Source organism: Curtobacterium sp. MCPF17_002 (assembly GCF_003234115.2).
Classification (GTDB): Bacteria; Actinomycetota; Actinomycetes; order Actinomycetales; family Microbacteriaceae; genus Curtobacterium.
Genome location: NZ_CP126251.1, coordinates 1,077,513 through 1,099,550, shown reverse-complemented (window position 1 = coordinate 1,099,550; position 22,038 = coordinate 1,077,513). Strand labels below are relative to the sequence as shown.

At 71.6% G+C, this 22,038-nt stretch carries 18 protein-coding genes, 1 tRNA gene and 1 riboswitch; of the genes, 9 read left to right on the top strand and 10 right to left on the bottom strand.

Features of this window, described 5'->3' with window-relative positions; all coding sequences use genetic code 11:
• Positions 1–10 precede the first annotated feature (10 nt).
• On the bottom strand, positions 11–301 hold the full coding sequence (locus DEJ28_RS05255; protein WP_111115376.1) for a hypothetical protein: 291 nt from the start codon (positions 299–301) through the stop codon (positions 11–13).
• 61 nt (positions 302–362) lie between these two features.
• On the opposite strand from DEJ28_RS05255, the gene DEJ28_RS05250 reads away from it, so the two are divergent.
• The 5 genes from DEJ28_RS05250 (at position 363) to DEJ28_RS05230 (ending at position 3,927) form a co-directional block, all read left to right on the top strand.
• The gene (locus DEJ28_RS05250) at positions 363–845 is read left to right on the top strand and encodes a MarR family winged helix-turn-helix transcriptional regulator (RefSeq protein WP_111115375.1); all 483 of its coding nucleotides are present in this window, start codon (positions 363–365) and stop codon (positions 843–845) included.
• A complete protein-coding gene (locus tag DEJ28_RS05245) occupies positions 842–2,080 on the top strand; it encodes an MFS transporter (protein ID WP_111115374.1) in 1,239 nt (412 codons plus the stop codon). The genes DEJ28_RS05250 and DEJ28_RS05245 overlap by 4 nt, the downstream gene beginning before the upstream one ends.
• 532 nt (positions 2,081–2,612) lie before the next feature.
• Complete coding sequence (gene orn / locus DEJ28_RS05240; RefSeq protein WP_111115373.1) at positions 2,613–3,251, top strand: oligoribonuclease; 639 nt, start codon at positions 2,613–2,615, stop codon at positions 3,249–3,251.
• A gap of 75 nt (positions 3,252–3,326) precedes the next feature.
• Positions 3,327–3,402, top strand: a tRNA-His gene (locus DEJ28_RS05235).
• Between the two features lie 180 nt (positions 3,403–3,582).
• The gene (locus DEJ28_RS05230; protein ID WP_111115372.1) at positions 3,583–3,927 is read left to right on the top strand and encodes a metallopeptidase family protein; all 345 of its coding nucleotides are present in this window, start codon (positions 3,583–3,585) and stop codon (positions 3,925–3,927) included.
• Between the two features lie 73 nt (positions 3,928–4,000).
• Here DEJ28_RS05230 and DEJ28_RS05225 read toward each other — a convergent pair whose 3' ends face one another.
• Together DEJ28_RS05225 and DEJ28_RS05220 are read right to left on the bottom strand one after the other, a co-directional pair.
• On the bottom strand, positions 4,001–5,347 hold the full coding sequence (locus DEJ28_RS05225) for an acyl-CoA dehydrogenase family protein (protein ID WP_111115371.1): 1,347 nt from the start codon (positions 5,345–5,347) through the stop codon (positions 4,001–4,003).
• Entirely contained in the window at positions 5,344–6,819 is a 1,476-nt protein-coding gene (locus DEJ28_RS05220; RefSeq protein ID WP_111115370.1) for an LLM class flavin-dependent oxidoreductase, read from the bottom strand. Before DEJ28_RS05220 ends, DEJ28_RS05225 begins: the two co-directional genes overlap by 4 nt.
• Before the next feature lie 102 nt (positions 6,820–6,921).
• Between DEJ28_RS05220 and DEJ28_RS05215 the strand changes: the two genes are divergently transcribed.
• Positions 6,922–8,313: an MFS transporter gene (locus DEJ28_RS05215; RefSeq protein WP_111115369.1), complete on the top strand. Its 1,392-nt coding sequence runs from the start codon at positions 6,922–6,924 to the stop codon at positions 8,311–8,313.
• Positions 8,314–8,451: 138 nt separating this feature from the next.
• Here the strand turns inward: DEJ28_RS05215 and DEJ28_RS05210 are convergent, their stop codons facing one another.
• The 5 genes from DEJ28_RS05210 to DEJ28_RS05190 form a co-directional block, all read right to left on the bottom strand.
• A complete protein-coding gene (locus DEJ28_RS05210; protein ID WP_111115368.1) occupies positions 8,452–8,982 on the bottom strand; it encodes a nucleoside/nucleotide kinase family protein in 531 nt (176 codons plus the stop codon).
• Positions 8,975–9,703 carry an energy-coupling factor transporter transmembrane component T family protein gene (locus tag DEJ28_RS05205; protein WP_258368032.1) on the bottom strand — a complete coding sequence of 243 codons (729 nt, stop codon included), beginning with the start codon at positions 9,701–9,703 and terminating at the stop codon, positions 8,975–8,977. The genes DEJ28_RS05210 and DEJ28_RS05205 overlap by 8 nt, the downstream gene beginning before the upstream one ends.
• Positions 9,704–9,795: 92 nt before the next feature.
• Positions 9,796–11,661, bottom strand: coding sequence for an ABC transporter ATP-binding protein (locus tag DEJ28_RS05200; RefSeq protein WP_284180772.1), 1,866 nt, complete (start codon positions 11,659–11,661; stop codon positions 9,796–9,798).
• Complete coding sequence (locus DEJ28_RS05195; RefSeq protein WP_111117057.1) at positions 11,658–12,296, bottom strand: ECF transporter S component; 639 nt, start codon at positions 12,294–12,296, stop codon at positions 11,658–11,660. Before DEJ28_RS05195 ends, DEJ28_RS05200 begins: the two co-directional genes overlap by 4 nt.
• Positions 12,293–12,402: riboswitch (TPP riboswitch) on the bottom strand. It overlaps the preceding gene by 4 nt.
• Before the next feature lie 100 nt (positions 12,403–12,502).
• On the bottom strand, positions 12,503–12,826 hold the full coding sequence (locus DEJ28_RS05190; RefSeq protein WP_111117058.1) for a hypothetical protein: 324 nt from the start codon (positions 12,824–12,826) through the stop codon (positions 12,503–12,505).
• Between the two features lie 128 nt (positions 12,827–12,954).
• Between DEJ28_RS05190 and glgX the strand changes: the two genes are divergently transcribed.
• The 3 genes from glgX to treZ are packed head-to-tail and all read left to right on the top strand — an operon-like array spanning position 12,955 to position 19,360.
• Positions 12,955–15,192, top strand: coding sequence for a glycogen debranching protein GlgX (glgX, locus tag DEJ28_RS05185; RefSeq protein WP_111117059.1), 2,238 nt, complete (start codon positions 12,955–12,957; stop codon positions 15,190–15,192).
• Positions 15,189–17,609: a malto-oligosyltrehalose synthase gene (gene treY, locus DEJ28_RS05180; RefSeq protein ID WP_111117060.1), complete on the top strand. Its 2,421-nt coding sequence runs from the start codon at positions 15,189–15,191 to the stop codon at positions 17,607–17,609. The genes glgX and treY overlap by 4 nt, the downstream gene beginning before the upstream one ends.
• Positions 17,606–19,360, top strand: coding sequence for a malto-oligosyltrehalose trehalohydrolase (gene treZ, locus DEJ28_RS05175; RefSeq protein WP_111117061.1), 1,755 nt, complete (start codon positions 17,606–17,608; stop codon positions 19,358–19,360). The genes treY and treZ overlap by 4 nt, the downstream gene beginning before the upstream one ends.
• A 138-nt stretch (positions 19,361–19,498) precedes the next feature.
• On the opposite strand, the gene DEJ28_RS05170 is transcribed toward treZ, so the two are convergent.
• Positions 19,499–20,290 (bottom strand): polyprenol monophosphomannose synthase, encoded by a 792-nt coding sequence (locus DEJ28_RS05170; protein ID WP_111117062.1) that lies wholly within the window; start codon positions 20,288–20,290, stop codon positions 19,499–19,501.
• A gap of 207 nt (positions 20,291–20,497) precedes the next feature.
• Entirely contained in the window at positions 20,498–21,502 is a 1,005-nt protein-coding gene (locus DEJ28_RS05165; protein ID WP_111117063.1) for an aldo/keto reductase family protein, read from the bottom strand.
• Positions 21,503–22,038 lie beyond the last annotated feature (536 nt).

The window sequence follows — 22,038 nt, the reverse complement described above, 5'->3', positions numbered from 1 at the left end:
AGGGTGGGATCTACTCCCGGTCGAACTCGCCGCTGCGGTCGCCGCGGTCCTGCAGGTCGTCGACGGGGTCGGACTCCCCCGGGACGTACTCGAAGTCGGCGGAGATCTGGTCGAGCACCTGGTGGGACTTCGTCTTCCGGTAGGTGAACGCGGTCTGGAGGCCCTCGACGTCGGCGAACACCGTGACCTCGTCGTCCAGCGCGTCGCTCGTCGCGGTGCGGGTGTCGGTCGTGCCGTCGAAGGGACCGCCGTGGAGGATCGCGGTGTACTCGTCGCCTTCGTGGATGGTGATGTCGCTCATGCACCACTTCTACCAGGCCGCGGCTGTTGACTGATTCATAGCATGGCTATATAGTCCAGCTATGGAAACAAGCCGCGACCAGACCGTCGAGACGCTCCTCGTCTCGGTGAACCGTCTGATCCGCACGGCCGCACAGGCCGCGGGGAGCACGACGTCATCGGCGGTGTGGCGCACGCTCGGGATCCTCGAGACCGACCAGCCGCTCCGGCTCGGCGAACTCGCCGCGGCCTCGCGCGTGGCGCAGCCGACGATGACACGGCTCGTCGCGGGCATGCTCGCCGACGGCCTCATCTCGCGGACCGTCGACCCGGACGACTCCCGCGGGCAGCTCATCGAGATCACCGAAGCCGGGCACACCCGTCTCGTCGAGTGGCGCGCGACCCTCACCAGCACGGTCGGGCCGCTGTTCGCCGACCTCGACGATGACGCGTGGGACGTCCTGCACGAGGCGGCCGCCATCATCGCATCGCGTACGAGCACTCGCCCGACGGCTGCCGCCGCCACCACACACAGCACCACCACCGGAACGGAGATCACCGCGTGAACGCCCACGCACCAGCCCAGTCGGGCAGCATCCTCAAGCAGTCGTCCGCGGTCTGGGCGATCGCGTTCGCCTGCGTCGTCGCCTTCATGGGCATCGGCCTCGTCGACCCGATCCTCCCCGCGATCGCCGCATCCCTGAAGGCGACCCCGGCGCAGACCGAGCTGCTCTTCACGAGCTACCTCGCCGTCACCGGTGTCGCGATGTTCTTCACCAGCTGGGTCTCCAGCCGCATGGGTGCGAAGAACACGCTGCTCATCGGCCTCGCGCTCATCGTGCTCTTCTCCGTGCTCGCGGCGACCTCGAACAGCGTGTGGAGCATCATCGACTTCCGCGCCGGCTGGGGCCTCGGCAACGCGCTCTTCATCTCGACCGCACTCGCGACGATCGTCGGGGCAGCGTCCGGTGGCACCGCGTCCGCGATCATCCTGTACGAGGCGGCACTCGGCCTCGGCATCGCCGTCGGTCCGCTCGTCGGTGGCCTGCTCGGCTCCGTGAGCTGGCGCGGCCCGTTCTTCGGCGTCACCACCCTCATGGCGGTCGCGTTCATCGCGATCGTCTCGCTCCTCAAAACCAGGAACCTCGAGAAGCCGACCCCGACGAAGCTCTCGGCGCCGTTCCGTGCCCTCGGACGTCCCGCCCTCGCCGCCCTCGCCGCCACCGCGCTCTTCTACAACATCGGCTTCTTCGTCCTGCTCGCGTACACGCCGTTCCCGCTCGGCTTCGGCGCGCTCGGCATCGGGTTCACCTTCTTCGGTTGGGGCCTCGGCCTCGCGATCACCTCGGTGTGGGTCGCCCCGATGCTCACCGCCCGGATGCGCCGGACGTCCGTGCTCAAGATCGCGCTGCCGCTCCTCGCGCTCGACCTGTTCGCCGCGGCCCTGGTGGTCGACAGTCAGGCCGGTCTGATCGTCTGCGTCATCATCGGCGGCCTCGTGCTCGGTGTCCTCAACACCGTCCTCACCGAGTGCATCATGGAAGCCACCGACCTCCCCCGCTCCGTCGCCTCGAGCGCGTACTCCGCCGTCCGCTTCATCGGCGGCGCGATCGCTCCGCCGGTCGCCACCCTCCTCGCCGACGCCTACGCACCCTCGGCCGCGTACGTGTTCGCCGGGCTGTCCGTCGCCGTCGCGTTCGTGGTGGTGGTCTGCACCACGAAGGTGCTCCGCCGGGTCGACGACGGGGCCGAGCCGGAGCGCGTCGAGGCCGAGGCCATCTCCGCCGGCGAGATGTCCTAGCCCCGCCGCCCTCCCCCGCTCCACTTCCCTTCCGTTCCGTTCCGTTCCGTTCCGTTCCGTTCCCGCGAGCGGGCGAAATACCCGGGTGCGTCGCGAGACCACCAGGGCATTTCGCCCGCTCGCGCTCGCGTGTCCGGTGCCCCGCTCGCGCGCCGCACGCGTGAGCGGGCGAAATACCCGGGAGCGCCGAGCTGGGTGCCCTGGCATTTCGCCCGCTCGACCGCGCCCCACCGCGCGCCCGACCCCGCGCGTCCGCCCCGGCAGCATCCCGACGCGTGAGCGGGCGAAATACCCGGGTTCGCCGAGCGGGGCGCCCTGGCATTTCGCCCGCTCGCCCGCGCTCGACCCCGGGCGACCGTCCGAGCAGCATCCCGGCGCGTGAGCGGGCGAAATACCTTGGTACGCCGAGCGCACCACCCTGGCATTTCGCCCGCTCGGCCGCGCCTCGACCGCGCTCGGCCGCGACCCCGCCCGCGCGGCCGCGCGAGCGCCCGCGCCGGAGGCGACCGCGCCGCGGAATAGGATCGACGTCATGGCAACTGCGAACGACCGCCTCGTCTGGATCGACTGCGAGATGACGGGCCTCGACATCGAGGTCGACGAACTCGTCGAGGTGGCCGTGGTCATCACCGACTTCGACCTCGTCCCGGTGCACCCCGGCTTCGACATCGTCATCAAGCCCGACCAATCGGCGCTCGACAACATGAACGAGTTCGTGACGAACATGCACACGACCTCGGGGCTCATCGAGGAGATCCCGGACGGCGTTTCCCTCGCCGACGCCGAGTTCCAGGTGCTGGAGTACATCCTCCAGCACGTCCCCGCCGAGGGTTCCGCGCCGCTCGCGGGCAACACCATCGGGACCGACCGTGCGTTCCTGTCGAAGTACATGCCCCGCGTCGACGGGCACCTCCACTACCGGAGCGTCGACGTGTCGAGCATCAAGGAACTCTGCCGGCGCTGGTTCCCGCGCGTGTACTTCAACGCACCGGAGAAGCACGGCGGGCACCGGGCCCTCGCGGACATCCTCGAGTCGATCCGCGAGCTCGAGTACTACCGCCGCGCCGGGTTCGTCGCCGAGCCCGGTCCGAGCACCGACGACGTGCGTGCCGTCCAGGCCGAGGTCGTGGCGAAGTGGGAGCCCCGACTGGCGCAGCCCGCGGCCGAGTAGCGACACGCGTGGTCGGAACGGCGCTCGGCGTGTACTACTATTGAGTGGTCGCGCCGGTCGCCCGGTTCGTACATGGTGGATATAGCTCAGTTGGTAGAGCGCCTGGTTGTGGTCTAGGAGGTCGCGGGTTCGAGACCCGTTATTCACCCCAGTCGAGGGAGAGTCCTGTTGCGTGTGACGCAACCGGGGCTCTCCCTCAGTGTTTGTCCGGGCGCCTCCGGCGCCGTGCGGCTTCGCCGCGAGTGGTCAGCCGCGAGTGGTCAGCCGCAAGTCGTCAGCCGCGAGTGGTCAGCCGCGAGTGGTCAGCGCGGTGTGGGACGATCCCTGCGTGATGGAGATGTCCGCCGACGCGTTCGAGCAACTCGTGACCGACGAGCTCGACCTGCTCCCCGACGAGATGGTCGACGGGCTCGACAACGTGGCGTTCGTCGTCGAGGACGAACCCGAGGACGGCTCTGAACTGTTCGGCGTGTACGACGGCATCGCCGCGACCGAGCGCGGGCAGTACGGGTTCGGGGAGCTCCCGGACCGGATCATCGTGTTCCGGAAGCAGCACCTCGCGGAGTGCGACACCCTCGACGAACTCAAGGACGAGGTGCACACGACCCTCGTGCACGAGATCGGGCACTACTACGGCATCGACGACGAGCGCCTGCACGAACTCGGCTGGGCGTAGGCGCCGAGCGAACCAGGCCCGAGCCAGCCCGAACCCCCGAGGCAACCGACGCCCCCGAGGCCCCCGGCCCGCCTCAGAACCGCGTCGGCCCCACCTCGTGGTACTTCTCCCACGCGTGGACCGGCCCCCGCCCGTGCAGCACGTACTCCCCCACGAGCCGCTCCTTGTACACGGCCGGGTTGTGCGACGCCACGACCCGCGCGTTCCGCCAGTGCCGGTCGAGCGCCCGCGTCCGTTCGGCGGCTGACGCTCCGCCGACCTCGAACAACTCCGAGCACGACCGCAACACCCGCGGCCCGATCTCGACCTGCGCCTGGTAGACCGCGTTCTCCGCGGCGTCGAGCAAAGCACGGTCAACGCCAGCACCGCGGTCCACACCAGCACCGCGATCCACACCCACCCCGCGATCACCAGCACCGCGGTCCACGCCCGCCCCCGGCTCGTTCGTCTCCACCACCGAGTCGAGCAGCCCCGCCGCCGCCACGACGAGCGACCGCGCGGTGAAGGCCCCCGCGGACAGCCGGCCGAGGACGGCCAGCACCTGGGGGTCGTCGCCCGGACGAGCGGTGTTGGCGTGGATGTACGTCCGGGTCCGCGGCCGCACGAAGGCGACGGCGTCGTCGACGACCGCCTGCCCGATCCCGGCGAGGACCGCCAGCAGGTACAGCTGGTAGAAGGCCTGGATGTGCGACAGCGGGGCGTCCCGGTACGCGGAGACGACCGACGCGTCGACCGCCACGCCGTCGAACACCGTCGTGCCGGACGCCGTGAGCCGCTGCCCGAACCCGTCCCAGTCGTCGATGCTCGTCACGCCCGGTGCGGCAGCGTCGACGGCGAACGTGACGCGCTCCCCCGAGCGGTCAGCGGCCAGGTAGATCCAGTCCGCGTAGAGCGTGCCGGTCGAGTAGAACTTGCGACCGTCGAGACGGACGCCGCCGTCGGGAGCCGGCGTCACCGTGGTGGAGATGTCGGCGAGGGTGGTGCCGGTCTGCTCCGACGTGGCGTTGCCGACGATCGCGCCGCCGACGATGCGCTCGATCCACTCGTCGCGTCCCGCCGAGTCCGGTCGGAGCAGCACGAGTTCGGTGTACCCGAAGTGTCCCCGCCAGAGGTGCGCGATGTTCGAGTCCGCCGCCGCCAGGTCCGCCACGAGGTGCGCGAGTTCCACCAGGGTCACGCCGGACCCGCCGCGGTCCTCGGGGATGCGCAGGCGTCCGAACCCTGCGTCGGCGAGGGCACGCACCTCGTCGTGCGGCAACGGCCGGTCGCCGGGGGTCCCGGATGCCAGCTCACGGGCGACGGCACCCTCGCGGATGGTCGCGAACACGGGTGCGAAGTGCGCGCGCAGGTCCGTCAGACGGTCGCGTGTGCCGGCCTGGAGGCGCGGCTCGCCCCCGGTGGTCGCGGCGCCGTCCGTCATGCGGTCACCTCCACGGCGTCCGTGACGGACGACGGGTCGGCCGACGGAACAGCGGACGGCCCGGCAGCGGACGGTCCGGCGGCCGACGGCCCGGCGGCTCCGCCGGTGAACGCGCCGCGCCAGCGCCGTGCGGGGTGTGTGTCGGGCAGCTGCGGGTGGCCGAAGAGCTTCTCGCGGAGCGTCCCCTGCCGGTACTCGGACTGCATGAGTCCGCGTTCCTGCAGGGTCGGCGCGATGTGGTCGACGAACTCCTCGTACGAGCCGGGGAGCGTCCAGTTGATGACGTTCACGCCGTCGACCCCGGCGTCCTGCCAGTCGGCGAGCGCGTCGGCGATCTGCTCGGGTGTCCCGACGACACGGGCCCGCAGCTTCGCGGACAGCCGGGCGAGGTCGGCGATGGTCGGTTCGCGGTCGCCGGCGGCCTCCCGCAACCACTGCAGGTGCGACTGTCCGGCGTGCGTCCGGACCTCGGACAGCGGCGTCGCGGGGTCGAGCGCTTCGCCGGTGTCCGGGTCGAAGCCGAGGTTCGAGTGCACCAGGAAGCCGTCGGCCGCGAGGTACTCGTCGATCTCCGCTTCCTTCGCCTTCGCCTCCGCCTCGGTGGAGCCGGTGACGAACGTCAGGCCGAGGAAGAACGCGATGTCGTCCCGCCGGCGCCCGGCGGCCTCGGCGAGGTCGCGGGTCTCACGGATGAGCTGTTCGGTGGCGTCTCGGTTCGAGGTGAGGATGAACTGGGCCTCGGCGTTCCGTGCGGCGAAGGCCCGGCCGGCCGGCGAGGACCCCGCCTGGAACAGCACCGGCGTCCGCTGCGGCGAGGGCGCGGACAGGTGCGGGCCCTGCACGTCGTACCGCTTCCCGTGGTGGTCGATCCGGTGCACCTTCGACGGGTCCGCGTAGCCGAGCACCGGGTCCTTGAGGACGGCGCCGTCCTCCCACGAGCCCTCCCACAGCTTCGCGCAGACCTCCAGGTACTCCTCGGCCCAGACGTAGCGTTCGTCGTGCTCCTCGAGTCGGTCCTGGCCGAAGTTCCGGGCCGCGCTGTCGAGGGCGCTCGTGACGACGTTCCAGCCGATCCGACCCCGGGTGATGTGGTCGAGCGTGGACACCTTCCGGGCGAAGTCGAAGGGGTGCGACTGGATCACGCTCGACGTGAAGGCGAGGCCGAGGTGCTCCGTCGACACGGCGAGCGCGGAGAGCAGCACGGACGGGTCGTTCGAGGGGATCTGCAGCCCCTCGCGGAGGTTCGTCGCGTAGTCGCCGCGGGCCGGGCCGTACGTGCCGACGACGTCCGCGAAGAACATCGCGTCGAACTTGCCCCGCTCCAGCGTCTTCGCCAGGTCGGTCCAGAGCGTCACGTCGTCGAAGTCGGACTGCCGGGCGTCGGGGTGACGCCACAGGCCGTGCTGGATGTGCGACGTCGTGTTCATGACGAAGGCCGCGAAGCGCAGCGGACGGTTCGGTCGATCGCTCATGCGCTCCATGTTCCCCGCCGTCGCGTCATCGGAGGCAGTGACGTGACCCCGCGTTACGCGCGGTGTTCCGCGACGCCCTGGAGGCGACCATGCTCCTGAGGCATGCCGACCCCGACCACCGCTGCCGCGCCTCCAGGCCGTCCCGTCGCACCGTCCACCACCGCGACCCGTCGTCGTGTCGCCCTGGCGTCCTTCGTCGGGACGACCGTCGAGTACTACGACTTCTACCTCTACGCGACCGCGTCGGCCCTCGTCTTCGCGCCCACCTTCTTCCCGTCCGTGACGCCGGCCGTCGGCGTCATCGCGTCGTTCGCGACCTACGGTGTCGGCTTCGTCGCCCGGCCGCTCGGCGGGGTCATCGCCGGCCACCTCGGTGACCGGATCGGACGGAAGAAGCTCCTGGTCGCGTCGCTCGTGCTGATGGGCATCGCGTCGACACTCATCGGTGTGGTCCCGTCCGCGGCGACCATCGGTGTCGGCGCCGTCGTCGCGCTCGTGTTCCTGCGGCTGCTGCAGGGCGTCGCCGCCGGCGCGGAGTGGGGCGGGTCGGCGCTGCTGTCGGTCGAGCACGCGCCCGCACGGCACCGGGGCCTGTTCGGGGCGTTCACGCAGATGGGGTCGGCGGGTGGGATGCTCCTCGCGACCGGCGTGTTCACGCTCGTGCGGACGCTGCTCGGCAACGAGGCGTTCCTGGCGTGGGGCTGGCGGCTGCCGTTCCTGTTCTCCGCCGTGATCGTCGCCGTCGGGCTCGTGATCCGGCTCGGCGTGCAGGACGCGCCGGTGTTCCAGGAGCTGCGCGATTCCGGTCGGGTCGAGCGGTACCCGGTGTGGCAGGCGATCCGGCAGCACCCGCGATCGATCCTCGTGACGGCCGGGCTGCGGCTCGTGCAGCCGGCGCTGTACTCGATCCTGACGACGTACTCGCTGACGTACCTCGGCACCGTGCGAGGTCCGTCGGGGTCCTCGGCCGGGCTCCAGGCCGTGCTCGTGATCTCCGCCGTGTCGCTCGTGTCGACGCCGTTCTGGGGCTGGCTGTCCGACCGGGTGGGGCGGCGCGTGCTGACGATCTGGTCCGCGGTCGGGATCGCCGTGCTCATCTGGCCGTTCTTCGCGTTCCTCGACGCCGGGCCCCTCGTGCTGCTGCCGCTCGTGGCGCTCGTCGGGATGTCGGTGTTCCACGACAGCATCTACGGGCCGCAGGCGGCGTGGTTCGCGGAGCAGTTCCCGACCGGCCGGCGCTACTCGGGGATGTCGCTCGGGTACCAGATCGGGTCGATCTTCTCCGTCGGGCTCACTCCGCTGCTCGCGGCCGTGTTCGTGGAGGTGGGCGGGGGCTCGCCGTGGATCCTGTGCGCGTACCTCGGGGTGTACGCGGTGCTGAGCATCGTCGCAGCGGTGTTCGCGGTCGATCCGGTGGCGGATGCGCGGCGGGCGGCGCGGGGCAGGGGTGCCGGCGCGGGCGCTGGTGCGGCGGGCGCGGGCGCGGCGGGCTGACGTTTCGCGCTGGGCGACAGTTCTCGCCTTCCGGAGGCCGTGAGGTGTCGCTGAGCGCGAATCCTCGATGCTCGCCGCCGGCCTGCGGCGCGGGCCGCCGGCCGCCGCGGGGTGCGGGCCGCCGCGGTGCTGCGGCGTCTACGTCCGCAGGACCAGGTCGGCCAGGCCTGCCGGGTGCTCGGCAGCGATGAACGCCGCCTCCTGAGCGGCCCAGCGCTCCCACTCGCGCGCGAACACCTCGCCGTCCCGCCCGATCGCCCGCTGCCACCGAGTGTCGTCGTCGGCCTCGAGCCAGACCCGGAGGGACGCCAGCGCCGCCGAGGCCCGTGACAGCGCGCCGCACCCCTCGATCACGATCGGGGCGTCGGGGTCGAGCGGGACCCAGTCGGTCGGTGCGGAGGTCGTCCAGTCCCACCGCCGGTACCCGCTCGGGCCGCCGAGGACGTCGGTGACCACGGCCTCCGCGGCGGCGCGGAGGCCGTCCCACCCCGGGTAGAGGTCGTCGAGGTGCACGAGCTGCGCTCCGAGCCGGTCGGCGACGGCGTTCCCGAGGGTCGTCTTCCCCGTGCCGGACCGTCCGTCGACGAGCACCACGAGCCGATCCGCGCCCTCGCGCGCCGCGACTTCGTCGAGACACCGCACGACGTCGTGCCCGGCCTGCTCAGGCACGCCACGTCCCCGCGATCACCGCGGCCACGATCGACACGACCCCGATGCCGACGAGCACCGCGACCATCGCCCACTCCGGCCCCGCGAACCGCGCGGTCCGTGCCCAGGTCCTCCGTCCGGGAGCCCCGAACCCCCGCGACTCCATCGCCACCGCCAAGGTCGTCGCCCGCCGCAGCGCCAGCACGAGCAACGCGAACGCCATCGATGCGCCCCGTCGCAGCCGTCCGGTGTCCGCGACGCCACGTGCGCGTCTGGCCATCCCGAGCTGCCGCCAGTCGTCGCCGAGCAGGGTCATCATCCGGAGTGCGGCGAGCGCCCCGAGCACGAACCGTGCCGGCAGCCGCAGCAGCTGCGCGAGTCCGTCGGCCAGGTCGGTCGGGTCCACGCGGATGAACAACGCGACCGCGGGGATCCCCACCGCGAGCACGCGCAGCGCGGTCGCGAGGGCGAGCGTCAACGACCCGTCGGTCACGTGGGCGAACCCGAAGTCGAACCACTCCCGCCCGGAGGGCCGCCCGTACAACGCGATGCTCAACGCCGTCAGCGGCACCGCGACGAGCACGGGCGACGTCCGCAGCAGCAGGGTGCGCGGCGGCACGCGGAGGAACGGGAGGAGCAGGACCTCCAGCACCAACGCGACGGCGGCCGAGACCACGTCGAGGCTCAGGACGAGACACACTCCGAGCGCCATCACGCCCAGCAGCGAGGCGACCGGTTGCACCCCCCGCACACCGTGCGGTACCGAGACGGGTCCGGTCCCCCGGCCTGGAGGCGCGGATCGCCCCCGCGGGTCCGCCGACGTCCCCGGGGCGGTCACCGTTCCACCTCCGTGGTCGCATCGGGCAGGACGGGTGCGGTCGCTGCCCCCGCGTCCGCCGGGGTGTGCGTGACGGGAGCCGCGCCCGTGGTGCCGAGGACGACCTCGTCGGCGTCGAGCGCCCGCACGAGGTCCTGGTCGTGCGTGATCGCGACGATCGCGGTCCCGGCGTCGGCGAGCGCCCCGAGCCGGTCGACCACGGCCTGCCAGGTCGCACGGTCCTGCCCGGAGGTCGGTTCGTCGAGCACGACCACCGGCGGCCGCGAGGCGATCACGGTCCCGATCGCGAGTCGCCGCTGCTCCCCGCCGGACAGGGTGAAGGGGTTGGCGTCCGCGAGGTGCGCGAGGCCGAACGTCACGAGGAGGTCCTCGACCCGCTCGTCGACGTCGGGCAGGCCGAGGGCGTGCGGGCCGACGGCGAGCTCCTCGCGGACGGTGCGGGCGACGAACTGGTGCTCGGGGTCCTGGAACACGGTGCCGATGCGGGCGGCCAGCTGCCGGCTCGTCCACGCTGCCGGGAGGTCCCCGATGCCGTCGGCCAGCGCGGGCGTGGCCTGGAGCGTACCGTCGGCGGGGCGGAGGAGTCCGGCGAGCGTGAGGCCGAGCGTGGACTTGCCGACGCCGTTCGGACCCGTGACGGCGAGCACCCGGCCGGCCCGGACCTCGAGGTCGATCCCGCTGCCCACCCGATGGCGCTTCCCCCGCGCGGTCCCGAGCGCTCGCGCCTCGAGCAGCACGCCCCCGCTCCCCGCCCCGCCCGCCCGCTCGTCCGCCCCTTCGCCGACCCCCTCGCCCGCCCCCTCGTCGAGCGGGCGAAATGCCGCGGTCTCCCGATCGGAGGACCCGGGTATTTCGCCCGCTCGACCAGGCGAGCGGAGCGCACGGCCGAGCGGGCGAAATACCGCGGTCACCCGAACGGATGACCCGGGCATTTCGCCCGCTCGACCAGGCGAGCGGAGCGCACGGTCGAGCGGGCGAAATGCCACGGTCTCCCGAACGGAGGACCCGGGCATTTCGCCCGCTCGACCAGGCGAGCGGAGCGCCCGGGCGGAACCCCGAGCGGGCTCGGAGCCGGGCACCCACACGCCAGCGGCCGTCAACCTCGCACCGTGCGAGGTGAGCACCTCGTCCGGAGCACCGTCGGCCACGACTCCCCCGGCCGGCTCGACCAGTACCAGCCGGTCGACCAGGTCGAGCCACGTGCCGATCCGGTGCTCCACGACGAGCAGGGTCGCCCCGGTCTCGTCGAGGAGCGCGCGGACGGCATCGTGCACCTGCGACACCCCGGACGGGTCGAGGTTCGCGCAGGGCTCGTCGAGCACGATCGCTCCCGGCCGCATCGCGAGCACGCCGGCCAGGGCCAGCCGCTGCCGCTGCCCGCCGGAGAGCATCGTGGTCGACCGGTCGAGCGCCAGGTCGAGCCCGACGACGTCGAGTGCCGCCTGCACCCGTTCCCAGATCTCGGCGCGCGGGACGCCGGCGTTCTCGCACCCGAACGCCACGTCGTCACCGACGCGCGACATCACCGTGTGGGCCTCGGGGTCCTGCATGACGAGGCCGACTCGCCCGCGGACCGCGCGGGGGTCGGCGCCGTCGACCAGGACCGAGCCCTGCACCGAGGCAGCGGTGTCGTCGGTGTCGTCGGGTTCGTCGGGCAGCACGGCGGCGACGGCCCGCAGGAGCGTGGACTTGCCCGCTCCGGACGGGCCGACGATCGCGACGCGCTCGCCGGGTTCGACGGTCAGGTCGACGCCGCGGACCGCCCACGCCTCACGCTCGGCGTACCGCCAACCCCAGTCGCGGAAGACGATCTGCGCAGGGCCCGCGGTGCCCACGGCACCACGGGCATCCCCGGTGGTCACGCGACGGCGCGGGTCCCGCGCCTGGAGTGTTCACGGCCGGCGGCGAACGAGGACAGCACCCCGGTTGCGGCGAGCGCCCGCACGACGAGCCACGAGCCGAGGCCGGCGATCAGCGCGCCGGAGACGACCCCGGACACCACGTAGGCGGCCTTGAAGCCGGCGTCGAGCCCCGGGTACCAGAGCACGGTGTCGTTGATGCCCATCGCCAGCCCGGCCGCGGCACCGGCGAGCACGACGACCGGCAGGCGGTACACGCGGTACAGGAAGAGCGCGAGGACGATCTCGGCGCCGAGGCCCTGGACGAGCCCGGCCTCGAGCGTGAGCCATCCCCACTGGGTGCCGAGGAGTGCCTCGACCGAGGCCGCGACCATCTCGGCGTAGAGCGCGGCTCCGGGCTTCCGCACGATGATCGCCACGACGGGGCCGGCGAGCAGCCACACCCCACCGAAGAGCGCCTGCGTGCCGGGCAGCACGAGCGTCATCACGGCGCTGAGCGGCTCGTACCCGAACTCCCAGACCTTGAAGACGACCCCGATCGCGACGGCGAGGACGCTGGCGACGACGATGTCGACGACCCGCCAGCGGAGCGATCGCGTGACGGTGGACGGTACTGCTGGTGACGTGCGTACGGACATGGTCCTGGACTCCTCCCTGCGCCGGCATGATCCGGATCAGGTTCGACGGTCGGAGCGCGACTCGCTCCCTCTCAGCCCGGCGATCCCGGACTCCCGTGTGTGTCCCGTCAGTCTAGACGCGGCTGCGGCCGCGTGTCGGACGGTGACCGGTTGACGGCCTGGAGGCGCGTGACGGGGCCGCCACGCGCCTCCAGGCCGTCAGTTGGTCACTTCTTGAGCGCGCGGACCAGCTTGCGCAGGACGGTTCCGGTCACCCAGATGACGGGGATGCTGACCGCCATCAAGGAGATGAGGTTCGGCTCGAACTCGAGGTCCTTGCCCGGCCGGCGCACGTACGCGCCGATCGGGATCGAGGCGGCACCGCCGCCACCGCCACCGTTGTCGTCGCCGTCCCCGCCGCCTCCGAAGCCGAACCAGGCGAGGGACACCGGGATGAGGGTCTGGTCGCCGACCTCGACCGGCTCCCCGTAGTTGGTGGACACGCCCACGGGGCGCACCTTGTCTGCGATCTGCGTGACGATGTTGGCCATGCGCCGGAGGCTACTCGCCGGTTCCTCCACAGGCTGCGCCGCGCGGGAACCGTCCACGGCTGGGGCTTGTCTGCGGACGCGGACGGCCCCCGCCGATATCTTGGCGGCACCCACACCTGGAGGACTGCTTGCACACCTGGCCCGGCAACCCGTACCCGCTCGGGGCGACCTACGACGGAAGCGGCACGAACTTCGCGCTCTTCAGCGAGGTCGCCGAGCGCGTCGAACTCTGTCTCTTCGACGACGACGGCAACGAGACCTGCGTCCCCCTGCTCGAGGTGGACGCGTACGTCTGGCACGCATACCTCCCGAACGTCGGCCCCGGACAGCAGTACGGCTTCCGCGTCCACGGTCCGTACGACCCCACGAAGGGGCTCCGCACGAACCCGGCGAAGCTGCTGCTCGACCCGTACGCCAAGGCGACCAGCGGGGACATCGACTGGGACCAGTCGCTGTTCTCGTACACGTTCGGCGACCCCGACTCGACCAACGACGAGGACTCCGCCTCGCACATGATGAAGGGCGTCGTCATCAACCCGTTCTTCGACTGGCAGGGAGACCGCCCACCGCGGACTCCCTACGGCGAGACGGTCATCTACGAGGCGCACGTCAAGGGCCTCACCGAGACGCACCCCGACATCCCGGACGAGCAGCGCGGCACGTACGCCGGCGTCTCGCACCCGGCCGTCATCGAGCACCTCCAGCGCCTCGGCGTGACGACGCTCGAGCTCATGCCGGTGCACCAGTTCGTGAACGACTCGACCCTGCAGGACAAGGGACTGTCGAACTACTGGGGCTACAACACCATCGGCTTCTTCGCGCCGCACTCGCACTACTCGTCGTCCGGCGACCAGGGCCAGCAGGTGCAGGAGTTCAAGACGATGGTCCGCGAGCTCCACCGCGCGGGCATCGAGGTCGTCCTCGACGTCGTCTACAACCACACGGCAGAGGGCAACCACCTCGGCCCGACCCTGTCGTTCCGCGGCATCGACAACGCGGCGTACTACCGCCTCGTCGACGACGACCAGCGGTACTACATGGACTACACCGGCACCGGCAACTCGCTCAACGTCGGACACCCGCACTCGCTGCAGCTCATCATGGACTCGCTCCGCTACTGGGTGACCGAGATGCACGTCGACGGCTTCCGCTTCGACCTCGCCGCAGCGCTCGCCCGCGAGTTCTACGAGGTCGACCGGCTGTCGGCGTTCTTCGAGCTCGTGCAGCAGGACCCGATCGTGTCCCAGGTGAAGCTCATCGCCGAGCCGTGGGACGTCGGCCCCGGTGGCTACCAGGTCGGCAACTTCCCCCCGCAGTGGTCGGAGTGGAACGGCAAGTACCGCGACACCGTCCGCGACTTCTGGCGGGGCGAGCCCTCGACGCTCGGCGAGTTCGCCTCCCGGATCTCGGGCTCGGCCGACCTGTACGAGCACGACGGCCGCACCCCCAAGGCCAGCATCAACTTCATCACCGCGCACGACGGCTTCACGCTGTACGACCTCGTCGCCTACAACGAGAAGCACAACGACGCCAACGGTGAGGACAACAACGACGGCGAGAGCCACAACCGGTCGTGGAACTCCGGGGCCGAGGGACCGACCGACGACGAGGCCGTGAACGCGCTGCGGCTCCAGCGTCGCCGGAACTTCCTCGCGACCCTGCTCCTCAGCCAGGGTGTGCCGATGATCGCGCACGGCGACGAACTCGGCCGGTCGCAGTCCGGCAACAACAACGTCTACGCGCAGGACTCCGAGCTCAGCTGGATCGACTGGGACTCCGCGGACGACGAGCTCATCCAGTTCACGGCCGACGTCGTCAAGCTCCGGCACGACCACCCGACCTTCCGTCGCACCCGGTACTTCAACGGGCGTCCGGTCCGCCGCGGCCAGGACGAACCGCTGCCCGACGTGGTGTGGCTCACCCCGGCCGGCGACGCGATGGAGCCCGAGGACTGGGACTCCGGCTTCGGCAAGAGCGTCGGCATGTACCTCAACGGCAACGGCATCCGCGGGCGCGACTCCCGTGGTGAGCGCGTGACCGACGTCGGCTTCATCACGTACTTCAACGCCCACGACGACACCGTGACGTTCACGTTGCCGCCGGAGGAGTACTCGCCGGGGTGGACCGTCCGGATCGACACCGCCGAGCCGGGTGCCCGTGACGAGGTCCTCGAGGCCGGTACGCCGCTCGACGTCCCGGCTCGGTCGATGATCGTCCTCCGCGCCGAGCCGGACCACGAGGTCACGGTGACCCCGGTCGAGGTCGAGTTCACCGAACCGATCACGCCCGCCCCGCAGAACGCGGTCACCCCGGCCAACCCGGCGGGGTCGGCGGCTCCGTCCGGCACCACGGGCGGTCAGCAGTGACCACGCGTCGAGTCCCCACCAGCACCTACCGGCTGCAGGTCACGCCCGACTTCGACCTGGCGGCCGCGCAGGACGTCGTCGACTACGTGCGTGACCTCGGCGCGGACTGGCTCTACCTGTCGCCGGTGCTGCAGGCCGAGCCGGGGTCGCAGCACGGCTACGACGTCGTCGACCACACCCACGTCGACACGGAGCGCGGCGGCGACGACGCGCTCCGTGCCCTCGCCGAGGCCGCGCACGACGTCGGTCTCGGGGTCCTCGTCGACGTGGTGCCGAACCACGTCGGCGTGGCCACCCCGGCGGCGAACCCGTGGTGGTGGTCCCTGCTCGAACTCGGGCAGGGCTCCCCCGTCGCGTGGGCGTTCGACGTCGACTGGCAAGCGGGCGACGGCAAGCTCCGTGTGCCGGTGCTCGACGACCGGCTGCTCGACGCGGTCGAGCTGCGGGACGGCCGGCTGTACCTCGGTGACACCGCCTACCCGACCGCGCCCGGAACCGTGCAGGACGGCGACACGGTCGAGGCAGTGCACGCCCGGCAGCACTACGAGTTCGTGCACTGGAAGCGCGCCGACCACGAGCTGAACTACCGCCGGTTCTTCGCGGTGAACACGCTCGCGGCGATCCGGGTCGAGGAACCCGAGGTCTTCGCCGCGTCCCACGCGACGATCGGCTCCTGGTTCCGCGACGGACTGGTCGACGGTCTCCGCATCGACCACCCGGACGGTCTGTACGACCCGGCAGGGTACCTGCAGGACCTCGCCGGGCTGACCGGCGGCGCGTACACCCTCGTCGAGAAGATCCTCGAGCCGGGCGAAGCGCTGCCGTCGAGCTGGCCGGTGGACGGCACGACCGGGTACGACGCCCTCGGCGTGTTCGACCGGGTGTTCGTCGACCCCGCCGGCGAACGGACCCTCACGGCGGCCTCGGGAGCCGAACCAGCCGACTGGCAGCAGCTCACCCACGACACCCGTCGCGGCATCGCGGACGGCATCCTCGGCAGCGAGGTCGAGCGCCTCGCCCGGCTGCTGCGACCCGTCGCCGGCGACCTGCCGCACGAGCGGGTCGTCGACGCGGTGGCCGAGGTCGTCGCGTCCTTCGACGTGTACCGGACGTACCTGCCCGAGGGGGCGCACCACCTCATCGACGCGCTCGAGCGCGCCGCCGAGGCCCGCCCAGACCTCGACGACGTGATCGACCGGATCGCGCCGGCACTGGTCGACCCGGCGAACGCCGCGGCCGTGCGGCTCCAGCAGACCAGCGGCATGGTGATGGCGAAGGGTGTGGAGGACACGGCGTTCTACCGGACCTCCCGACTCACCAGCCTCAGCGAGGTCGGCGGTGACCCCAGCGTGTTCTCGGTGTCGGTGTCCGACTTCCACCAGGCGCAGCGCGACCGCGTCGGCAGCTGGCCGCACACCATGACGACCCTGACGACGCACGACACGAAGCGCAGCGAGGACACCCGCGCCCGCATCGCCGTCCTCGCCGAGATCGGCCACGAGTGGACGTCGGCCCTCGAACGGCTGCAGTCCCTCGTCCCGCTGCAGGACCGCGTGTTCGCGGACCTCCTCTGGCAGGCCATCGTCGGCGCGCGTCCGGCCAGCCGTGAACGGCTGCACGCGTACGCCGAGAAGGCCTCGCGCGAAGCGGGCGACAGCACCACGTGGACGGAGCCGGACGAGGACTTCGAGCGCCGCATGCACGCGATCGTGGACGCCGCGTTCGACGACCCCGCCGTGGTCGCGGTGCTCGACGCACTCGACGAGCGGATCGACGCCGCCGGGTGGTCGAACGGTCTCGCGCAGAAGCTCGTGCAGCTCACCGCGCCGGGTGTTCCCGATGTCTACCAGGGCACCGAGTTCTGGGACCGCTCCCTCGTCGACCCCGACAACCGCCGACCGGTGGACTACACCGAGCGCCGGCACGTCCTCGCCGAGCTCGACGGCCCCGACGACGACGGTCCGGAGCAGTTGCCGTCCGTCGGCCTCGACGCCGCCGCGAAGCTCCTCGTCACCAGCCGGGCACTGCGGGTCCGCCGCGACCACCCGGAGCTCTTCACGCGCTACCTCGCGCTCGAGTCGACGGGCAGCGCCGCCGACCACGTGCTCGCGTTCGACCGCGGTGGCGCGGTCACCGTCGCGACGCGTCTGCCGATCGGGCTGCGGCGCGTCGGCGGATGGGGCGACACCCTGGTGCACCCGGTGCCGCTCGACCGGGTCGACCTGCTGACCGGTCGGCGCTTCCCCGCGTCCCGGGGCATCGCGTTGTCCGAGGTGCTCGCCGACTTCCCGGTGGCGCTGCTCGTCCCGGCGCACGTCGTCGAGGCGACGGACCACGGGACCGAGGCGACCGGCGCCGGCGCAACCGACGAATCCGAGACGCAAGCCGAGATCGACATCCTGGAGGGGCACGCATGACCGTTCCCGACCGCTACGGCGTCTGGGCCCCCGCTCCCGAGCGGGTGCGCCTGGTCGTCGACGGCACCGAGTACCCGCTGACCCGCGGCGACGACGACTGGTGGACGACCAACGCGGTCCTGCCGCACGTCGGCGCCCGCTACGGGTTCCGGATCGGCGACGACGACGCCGTCCGGCCCGACCCCCGCAGCCGGTTCCAGCCGGAGGGGGTGCACGGCCCGTCCGAGGTCGTCGACCCCTCGCGGTTCTCCTGGACCGACGACGCCTGGACCGGCCGCCCCGCACGCGGCGGTGTCATCTACGAGATGCACATCGGCACCTACACGCCCGAGGGCACGCTCGACGCCGCCGCCGAGAAGCTCGACCACCTCGTCGAGCTCGGCGTGGAGTTCGTCGAGCTGCTCCCCGTCAACGCGGTGAACGGCGAGTGGAACTGGGGCTACGACGGTGTCGGCTGGTTCGCCGTGCACGCGCCCTACGGTGGGCCGGACGCCTACGACCGGTTCGTCGACCGGGCGCACGCGCTCGGGCTCGGCGTCATCCAGGACGTCGTCTACAACCACCTCGGCCCGAGCGGCAACTACCTGCCGCTGTACGGCCCGTACCTGCTGCAGGGACTCGGCAACACGTGGGGCGACTCCGTCAACGTCGAGCACCCCGAGGTCCGGCGCTACGTGCTCGACAACGTGCGGATGTGGTTCCGCGACCACCACGTCGACGGGCTCCGGCTCGATGCGGTGCACGCGATCCGGGACACCACCCGGCCGCACGTGCTGCAGGCGATGGCATCCGAGACCGATGCGTTCTCGGCGTTCGTCGGGCGTCCGCTGTCGCTCATCGCGGAGTCGGACCTCAACGACCCGATCATGTTCCGCCCGCAGGAGTCCGCCGGGTACGGGCTGGCCGGCCAGTGGTCCGACGACTTCCACCACGCGGTGCACGTCGCACTCACCGGTGAGACGAACGGCTACTACGCCGACTTCGCCCCGCTGTCGGCGCTCGCGAAGGTCCTCGAGCGCGGCTTCTTCCACGACGGCACGTGGTCGTCGTTCCGGCGGAAGCGGCACGGCCGGCCGATCGACCGCGGCACCTCGCCGGCGACGGCGCTGGTGGTGGCGAACCAGAACCACGACCAGATCGGCAACCGTGCGGCGGGCGACCGGCTCGCGGCGACCCTGACCGACGAGGGGCTCGTGATCGCCGCGGCGCTGACGCTGCTCGGACCGTTCACGCCGATGCTCTTCATGGGCGAGGAGTTCGCCGCGACCACACCGTGGCAGTTCTTCACCTCGCACCCGGAGCCCGAACTCGGCAAGGCGACGGCCGAGGGACGCATCGCGGAGTTCGCCGAGCACGGCTGGGACGAGTCCACCGTGCCGGACCCGCAGGACCCGTCGACGTTCACGAACTCGAAGCTCGACTGGGCCGACGTCGACTCCGAACGGGGCGCCGCGATCCTCCGGGCATACCGTGTGCTCGTCGCGCTCCGCCGGACGGACCAGGCCTTCGTCGACCCGCGCTACGAGGCGAACGCCGTCCGCTTCAGCGAGGACCGTCGCTGGCTCGTGCTCACGCGCGGCCTGCTCGGCCCGGATGTCACACCGGTGCACGTCGTGGTGAACTTCCTCGACGACGCGGCGGAGATCCCGGTGCCGGGTGCGACCGGCGAGGAGCTCTACCGCTTCGGCGAGGCCGACGTCGCGACGGACTGCGTCCGCTTCCGTGGCCGCGGGGTGGTCGTACTGCGGTAGGCCACGGTCCGGATCGGACCGCGCGACAGCGACAGAGACAGGTCCTCGTGGAATACCGCGGGGACCTGTCGCCGTCAGACGTGGTCGCCGCCAGACGATGCGGCCGTCAGACGTGGCCGCCGACAGACGATGCGGACGTCAGACGTGGTCGCCGACGGCGTGCGCGTTCGCCCGCACCGACGGCAGGCGACGGTGGTCCTTCACCAGCGAGCGCGCCTCGCGCAGCCGCCGGTCGATGCCCCACTTCGTGACGAGGGTCAGGCTCTCACGGACGATGTTCCCGCTCATCTTCGAGACACCGAACTCGCGTTCGGTGAAGGTGATCGGGGTCTCGACGACGCGGAGGCCCGCCTCGAGGGCACGCCAGCACAGGTCCACCTGGAAGCAGTACCCCTTTGACGCGACGCCGGCAAGGTCGATCCGCTCGAACGCGCGCGAGGTGAAGACCCGGAAGCCGCCGGTGGCGTCGCGCACGGCGATGCCGAGCGCGAGACGCGTGTAGAGGTTCCCGCCGCGGGAGAGCACCTCGCGGTACCAGGGCCAGTTCTCGACGTTGCCGCCGCTGATCCAGCGGGAGCCGAGGACGAGGTCGTTCGTGTCCGCGAGCTCGAGCATCCACGGCAGGTACTCGGGGTGGTGCGAGCCGTCCGCGTCCATCTCGACGAGCTTGTCGTAGCCGTGCTCGAGCCCCCAGGCGAACCCGGCGAGGTACGCACCGCCGAGGCCGTCCTTCACGGTGCGGTGCATGACCTGGACCCGGTCTGTCTGACGGGCGATCGCGTCGGCGATGTCGCCGGTGCCGTCCGGGGAGCCGTCGTCGACGACGAGCACGTGCACGGTGTCGTCGGTGGCGGCGAGCGTGCGCTCGACGATGGGACGGATGTTCTCCGCCTCGTCGTAGGTCGGGATGATGACCAGGGTCGTGCTCATGGTGCTCCTTGCGCGTCCCGTCGACGATATCGGGCAGCAGCTGCGCTGCTCCGAGGAGAGCTCTGCGAAGTCGATCAGCCTGCGCACGGAGTGGGCTGGGCCCCCGGTGTGCGCCGGCGGACACCGGTGTGCCCCAGCCGACCCCGTGACGGACGGGAGGCGCGGTGCCAGCTGGCACCGCGCCTCCAGTCAGAGGGTGGTCGCGTCTCAGGCGGGACGCTGCGCCGGGCTGACGTTCTTCGACGCGTCGCGCTCCGGGATGTCACCGAGCGCCTCGTCGATCGCCTTCAGGGCGTCGGCGTCGAGCTTCACGCCCGCGGCCTTCACGTTGTCGGTGACCTGCTGCGGACGGGACGCGCCGACGATCGCACTCGCGACGTTCTCGTTCTGGAGCGTCCACGCGATCGCGAGCTGCGCGAGCGTGAGGCCGGCCTGGTCGGCGACGGGCTGCAGGCGCTGGACGGCCTCGAGGACCTCGTCGCGCATGAACCGCTTGATCATGTCCGCGCCGCCCTTCTCGTCCGTGGCGCGGGAGCCCTCGGGCAGCGGCTGGCCCGGCTTGTACTTGCCGGTCAGCACGCCCTGCGCGATGGGCGACCAGACGATCTGGGACAGGCCGAGCTGCTTCGAGGCGGGGACGACCTCGCCCTCGATGACGCGCCACAGCATCGAGTACTGCGGCTGGTTCGAGATGAGCTGGAAGCCGAGCTCCTTCGCGAGCGCGGCGCCCGCACGGATCTGCTCGGCGTTCCACTCGCTGACGCCGATGTAGAGCGCCTTGCCCTGCCGGACCACGTCGGCGAAGGCCTGCATGGTCTCCTCGAGCGGGGTCTCGTGGTCGTAGCGGTGCGCCTGGTAGAGGTCGACGTAGTCGGTCTGGAGGCGCTCCAGCGAGCCGTTGATCGACTCCATGATGTGCTTGCGGGAGAGGCCGACGTCGTTGTGCTGCTTGGGGCCGGTCGGCCAGTAGACCTTCGTGAAGACCTCGAGGCCGGCGCGTCGCTCCCCCTTGAGCGCCTCGCCGAGGACCTTCTCGGCCGCCGTGTTGGCGTACGTGTCCGCCGTGTCGAACGTGGTGATGCCGGCGTCGAGCGCTGCCCGAACGCACTGGGTGGCGACGTCGTTCTCGACCTGCGAGCCGTGCGTCAGCCAGTTGCCGTAGGTGATCTCGGAGATCTTGAGTCCGGAGTTGCCCAGGTACCTGAATTCCATGGTGCTGACGTTATCGGGCTTCCGCTCGCCGTGAGGGGCCGTGCGAGTACCTGTGTACAGCCGGGGCGGGTCGGCGCGGGGAGGGGTGTGGGGATGCGTGAGGTGGTGCGGTTCGGGGGCCGCGTGGGTTGGCCGGGCGGCCCCAGCCCGGCCGCGGCACGCGAGCGGGTCCGGCCGCAGTGCGCGAGCGGGTCCGGCCGCAGTACGCGAGCGGGTCCGGCCGCAGTACGCGAGCGGGCCCGGCCGCAGTACGCGAGCGGGCGAAATACCCGGGTCCGCACGTCGCTCACCCTGGCATTTCGCCCGCTCGCCTCGACCGCCGTGCGGCTCCGCTCACGGACCACGCGCTCTCCGCACGCTCGCCCGCTCGCCCGCTCGCCCGCCACCCCACACCGCGAGCGGGCGAAATACCCGGCTCATCGAGGCGAATCACCCTGGCATTTCGCCCGCTCGGGTCGCGGCGACTCCTCCACAGACACGTCACGACCGCGTCCATCCACACTGGAGGCGCGACTCACCCCACGAAATCCGGCCCG

Coding starts and splice junctions, on each gene's coding strand:
- DEJ28_RS05255 (WP_111115376.1), bottom strand. CDS start 301: ATGAGCGACATCACCATCCACGAAGGCGACGAGTACACCGCGATCCTC.
- DEJ28_RS05250 (WP_111115375.1), top strand. CDS start 363: ATGGAAACAAGCCGCGACCAGACCGTCGAGACGCTCCTCGTCTCGGTG.
- orn (WP_111115373.1), top strand. CDS start 2,613: ATGGCAACTGCGAACGACCGCCTCGTCTGGATCGACTGCGAGATGACG.
- DEJ28_RS05230 (WP_111115372.1), top strand. CDS start 3,583: ATGGAGATGTCCGCCGACGCGTTCGAGCAACTCGTGACCGACGAGCTC.
- DEJ28_RS05225 (WP_111115371.1), bottom strand. CDS start 5,347: ATGACGGACGGCGCCGCGACCACCGGGGGCGAGCCGCGCCTCCAGGCC.
- DEJ28_RS05220 (WP_111115370.1), bottom strand. CDS start 6,819: ATGAGCGATCGACCGAACCGTCCGCTGCGCTTCGCGGCCTTCGTCATG.
- DEJ28_RS05215 (WP_111115369.1), top strand. CDS start 6,922: ATGCCGACCCCGACCACCGCTGCCGCGCCTCCAGGCCGTCCCGTCGCA.
- DEJ28_RS05195 (WP_111117057.1), bottom strand. CDS start 12,296: ATGTCCGTACGCACGTCACCAGCAGTACCGTCCACCGTCACGCGATCG.
- DEJ28_RS05190 (WP_111117058.1), bottom strand. CDS start 12,826: ATGGCCAACATCGTCACGCAGATCGCAGACAAGGTGCGCCCCGTGGGC.
- treZ (WP_111117061.1), top strand. CDS start 17,606: ATGACCGTTCCCGACCGCTACGGCGTCTGGGCCCCCGCTCCCGAGCGG.
- DEJ28_RS05170 (WP_111117062.1), bottom strand. CDS start 20,290: ATGAGCACGACCCTGGTCATCATCCCGACCTACGACGAGGCGGAGAAC.
- DEJ28_RS05165 (WP_111117063.1), bottom strand. CDS start 21,502: ATGGAATTCAGGTACCTGGGCAACTCCGGACTCAAGATCTCCGAGATC.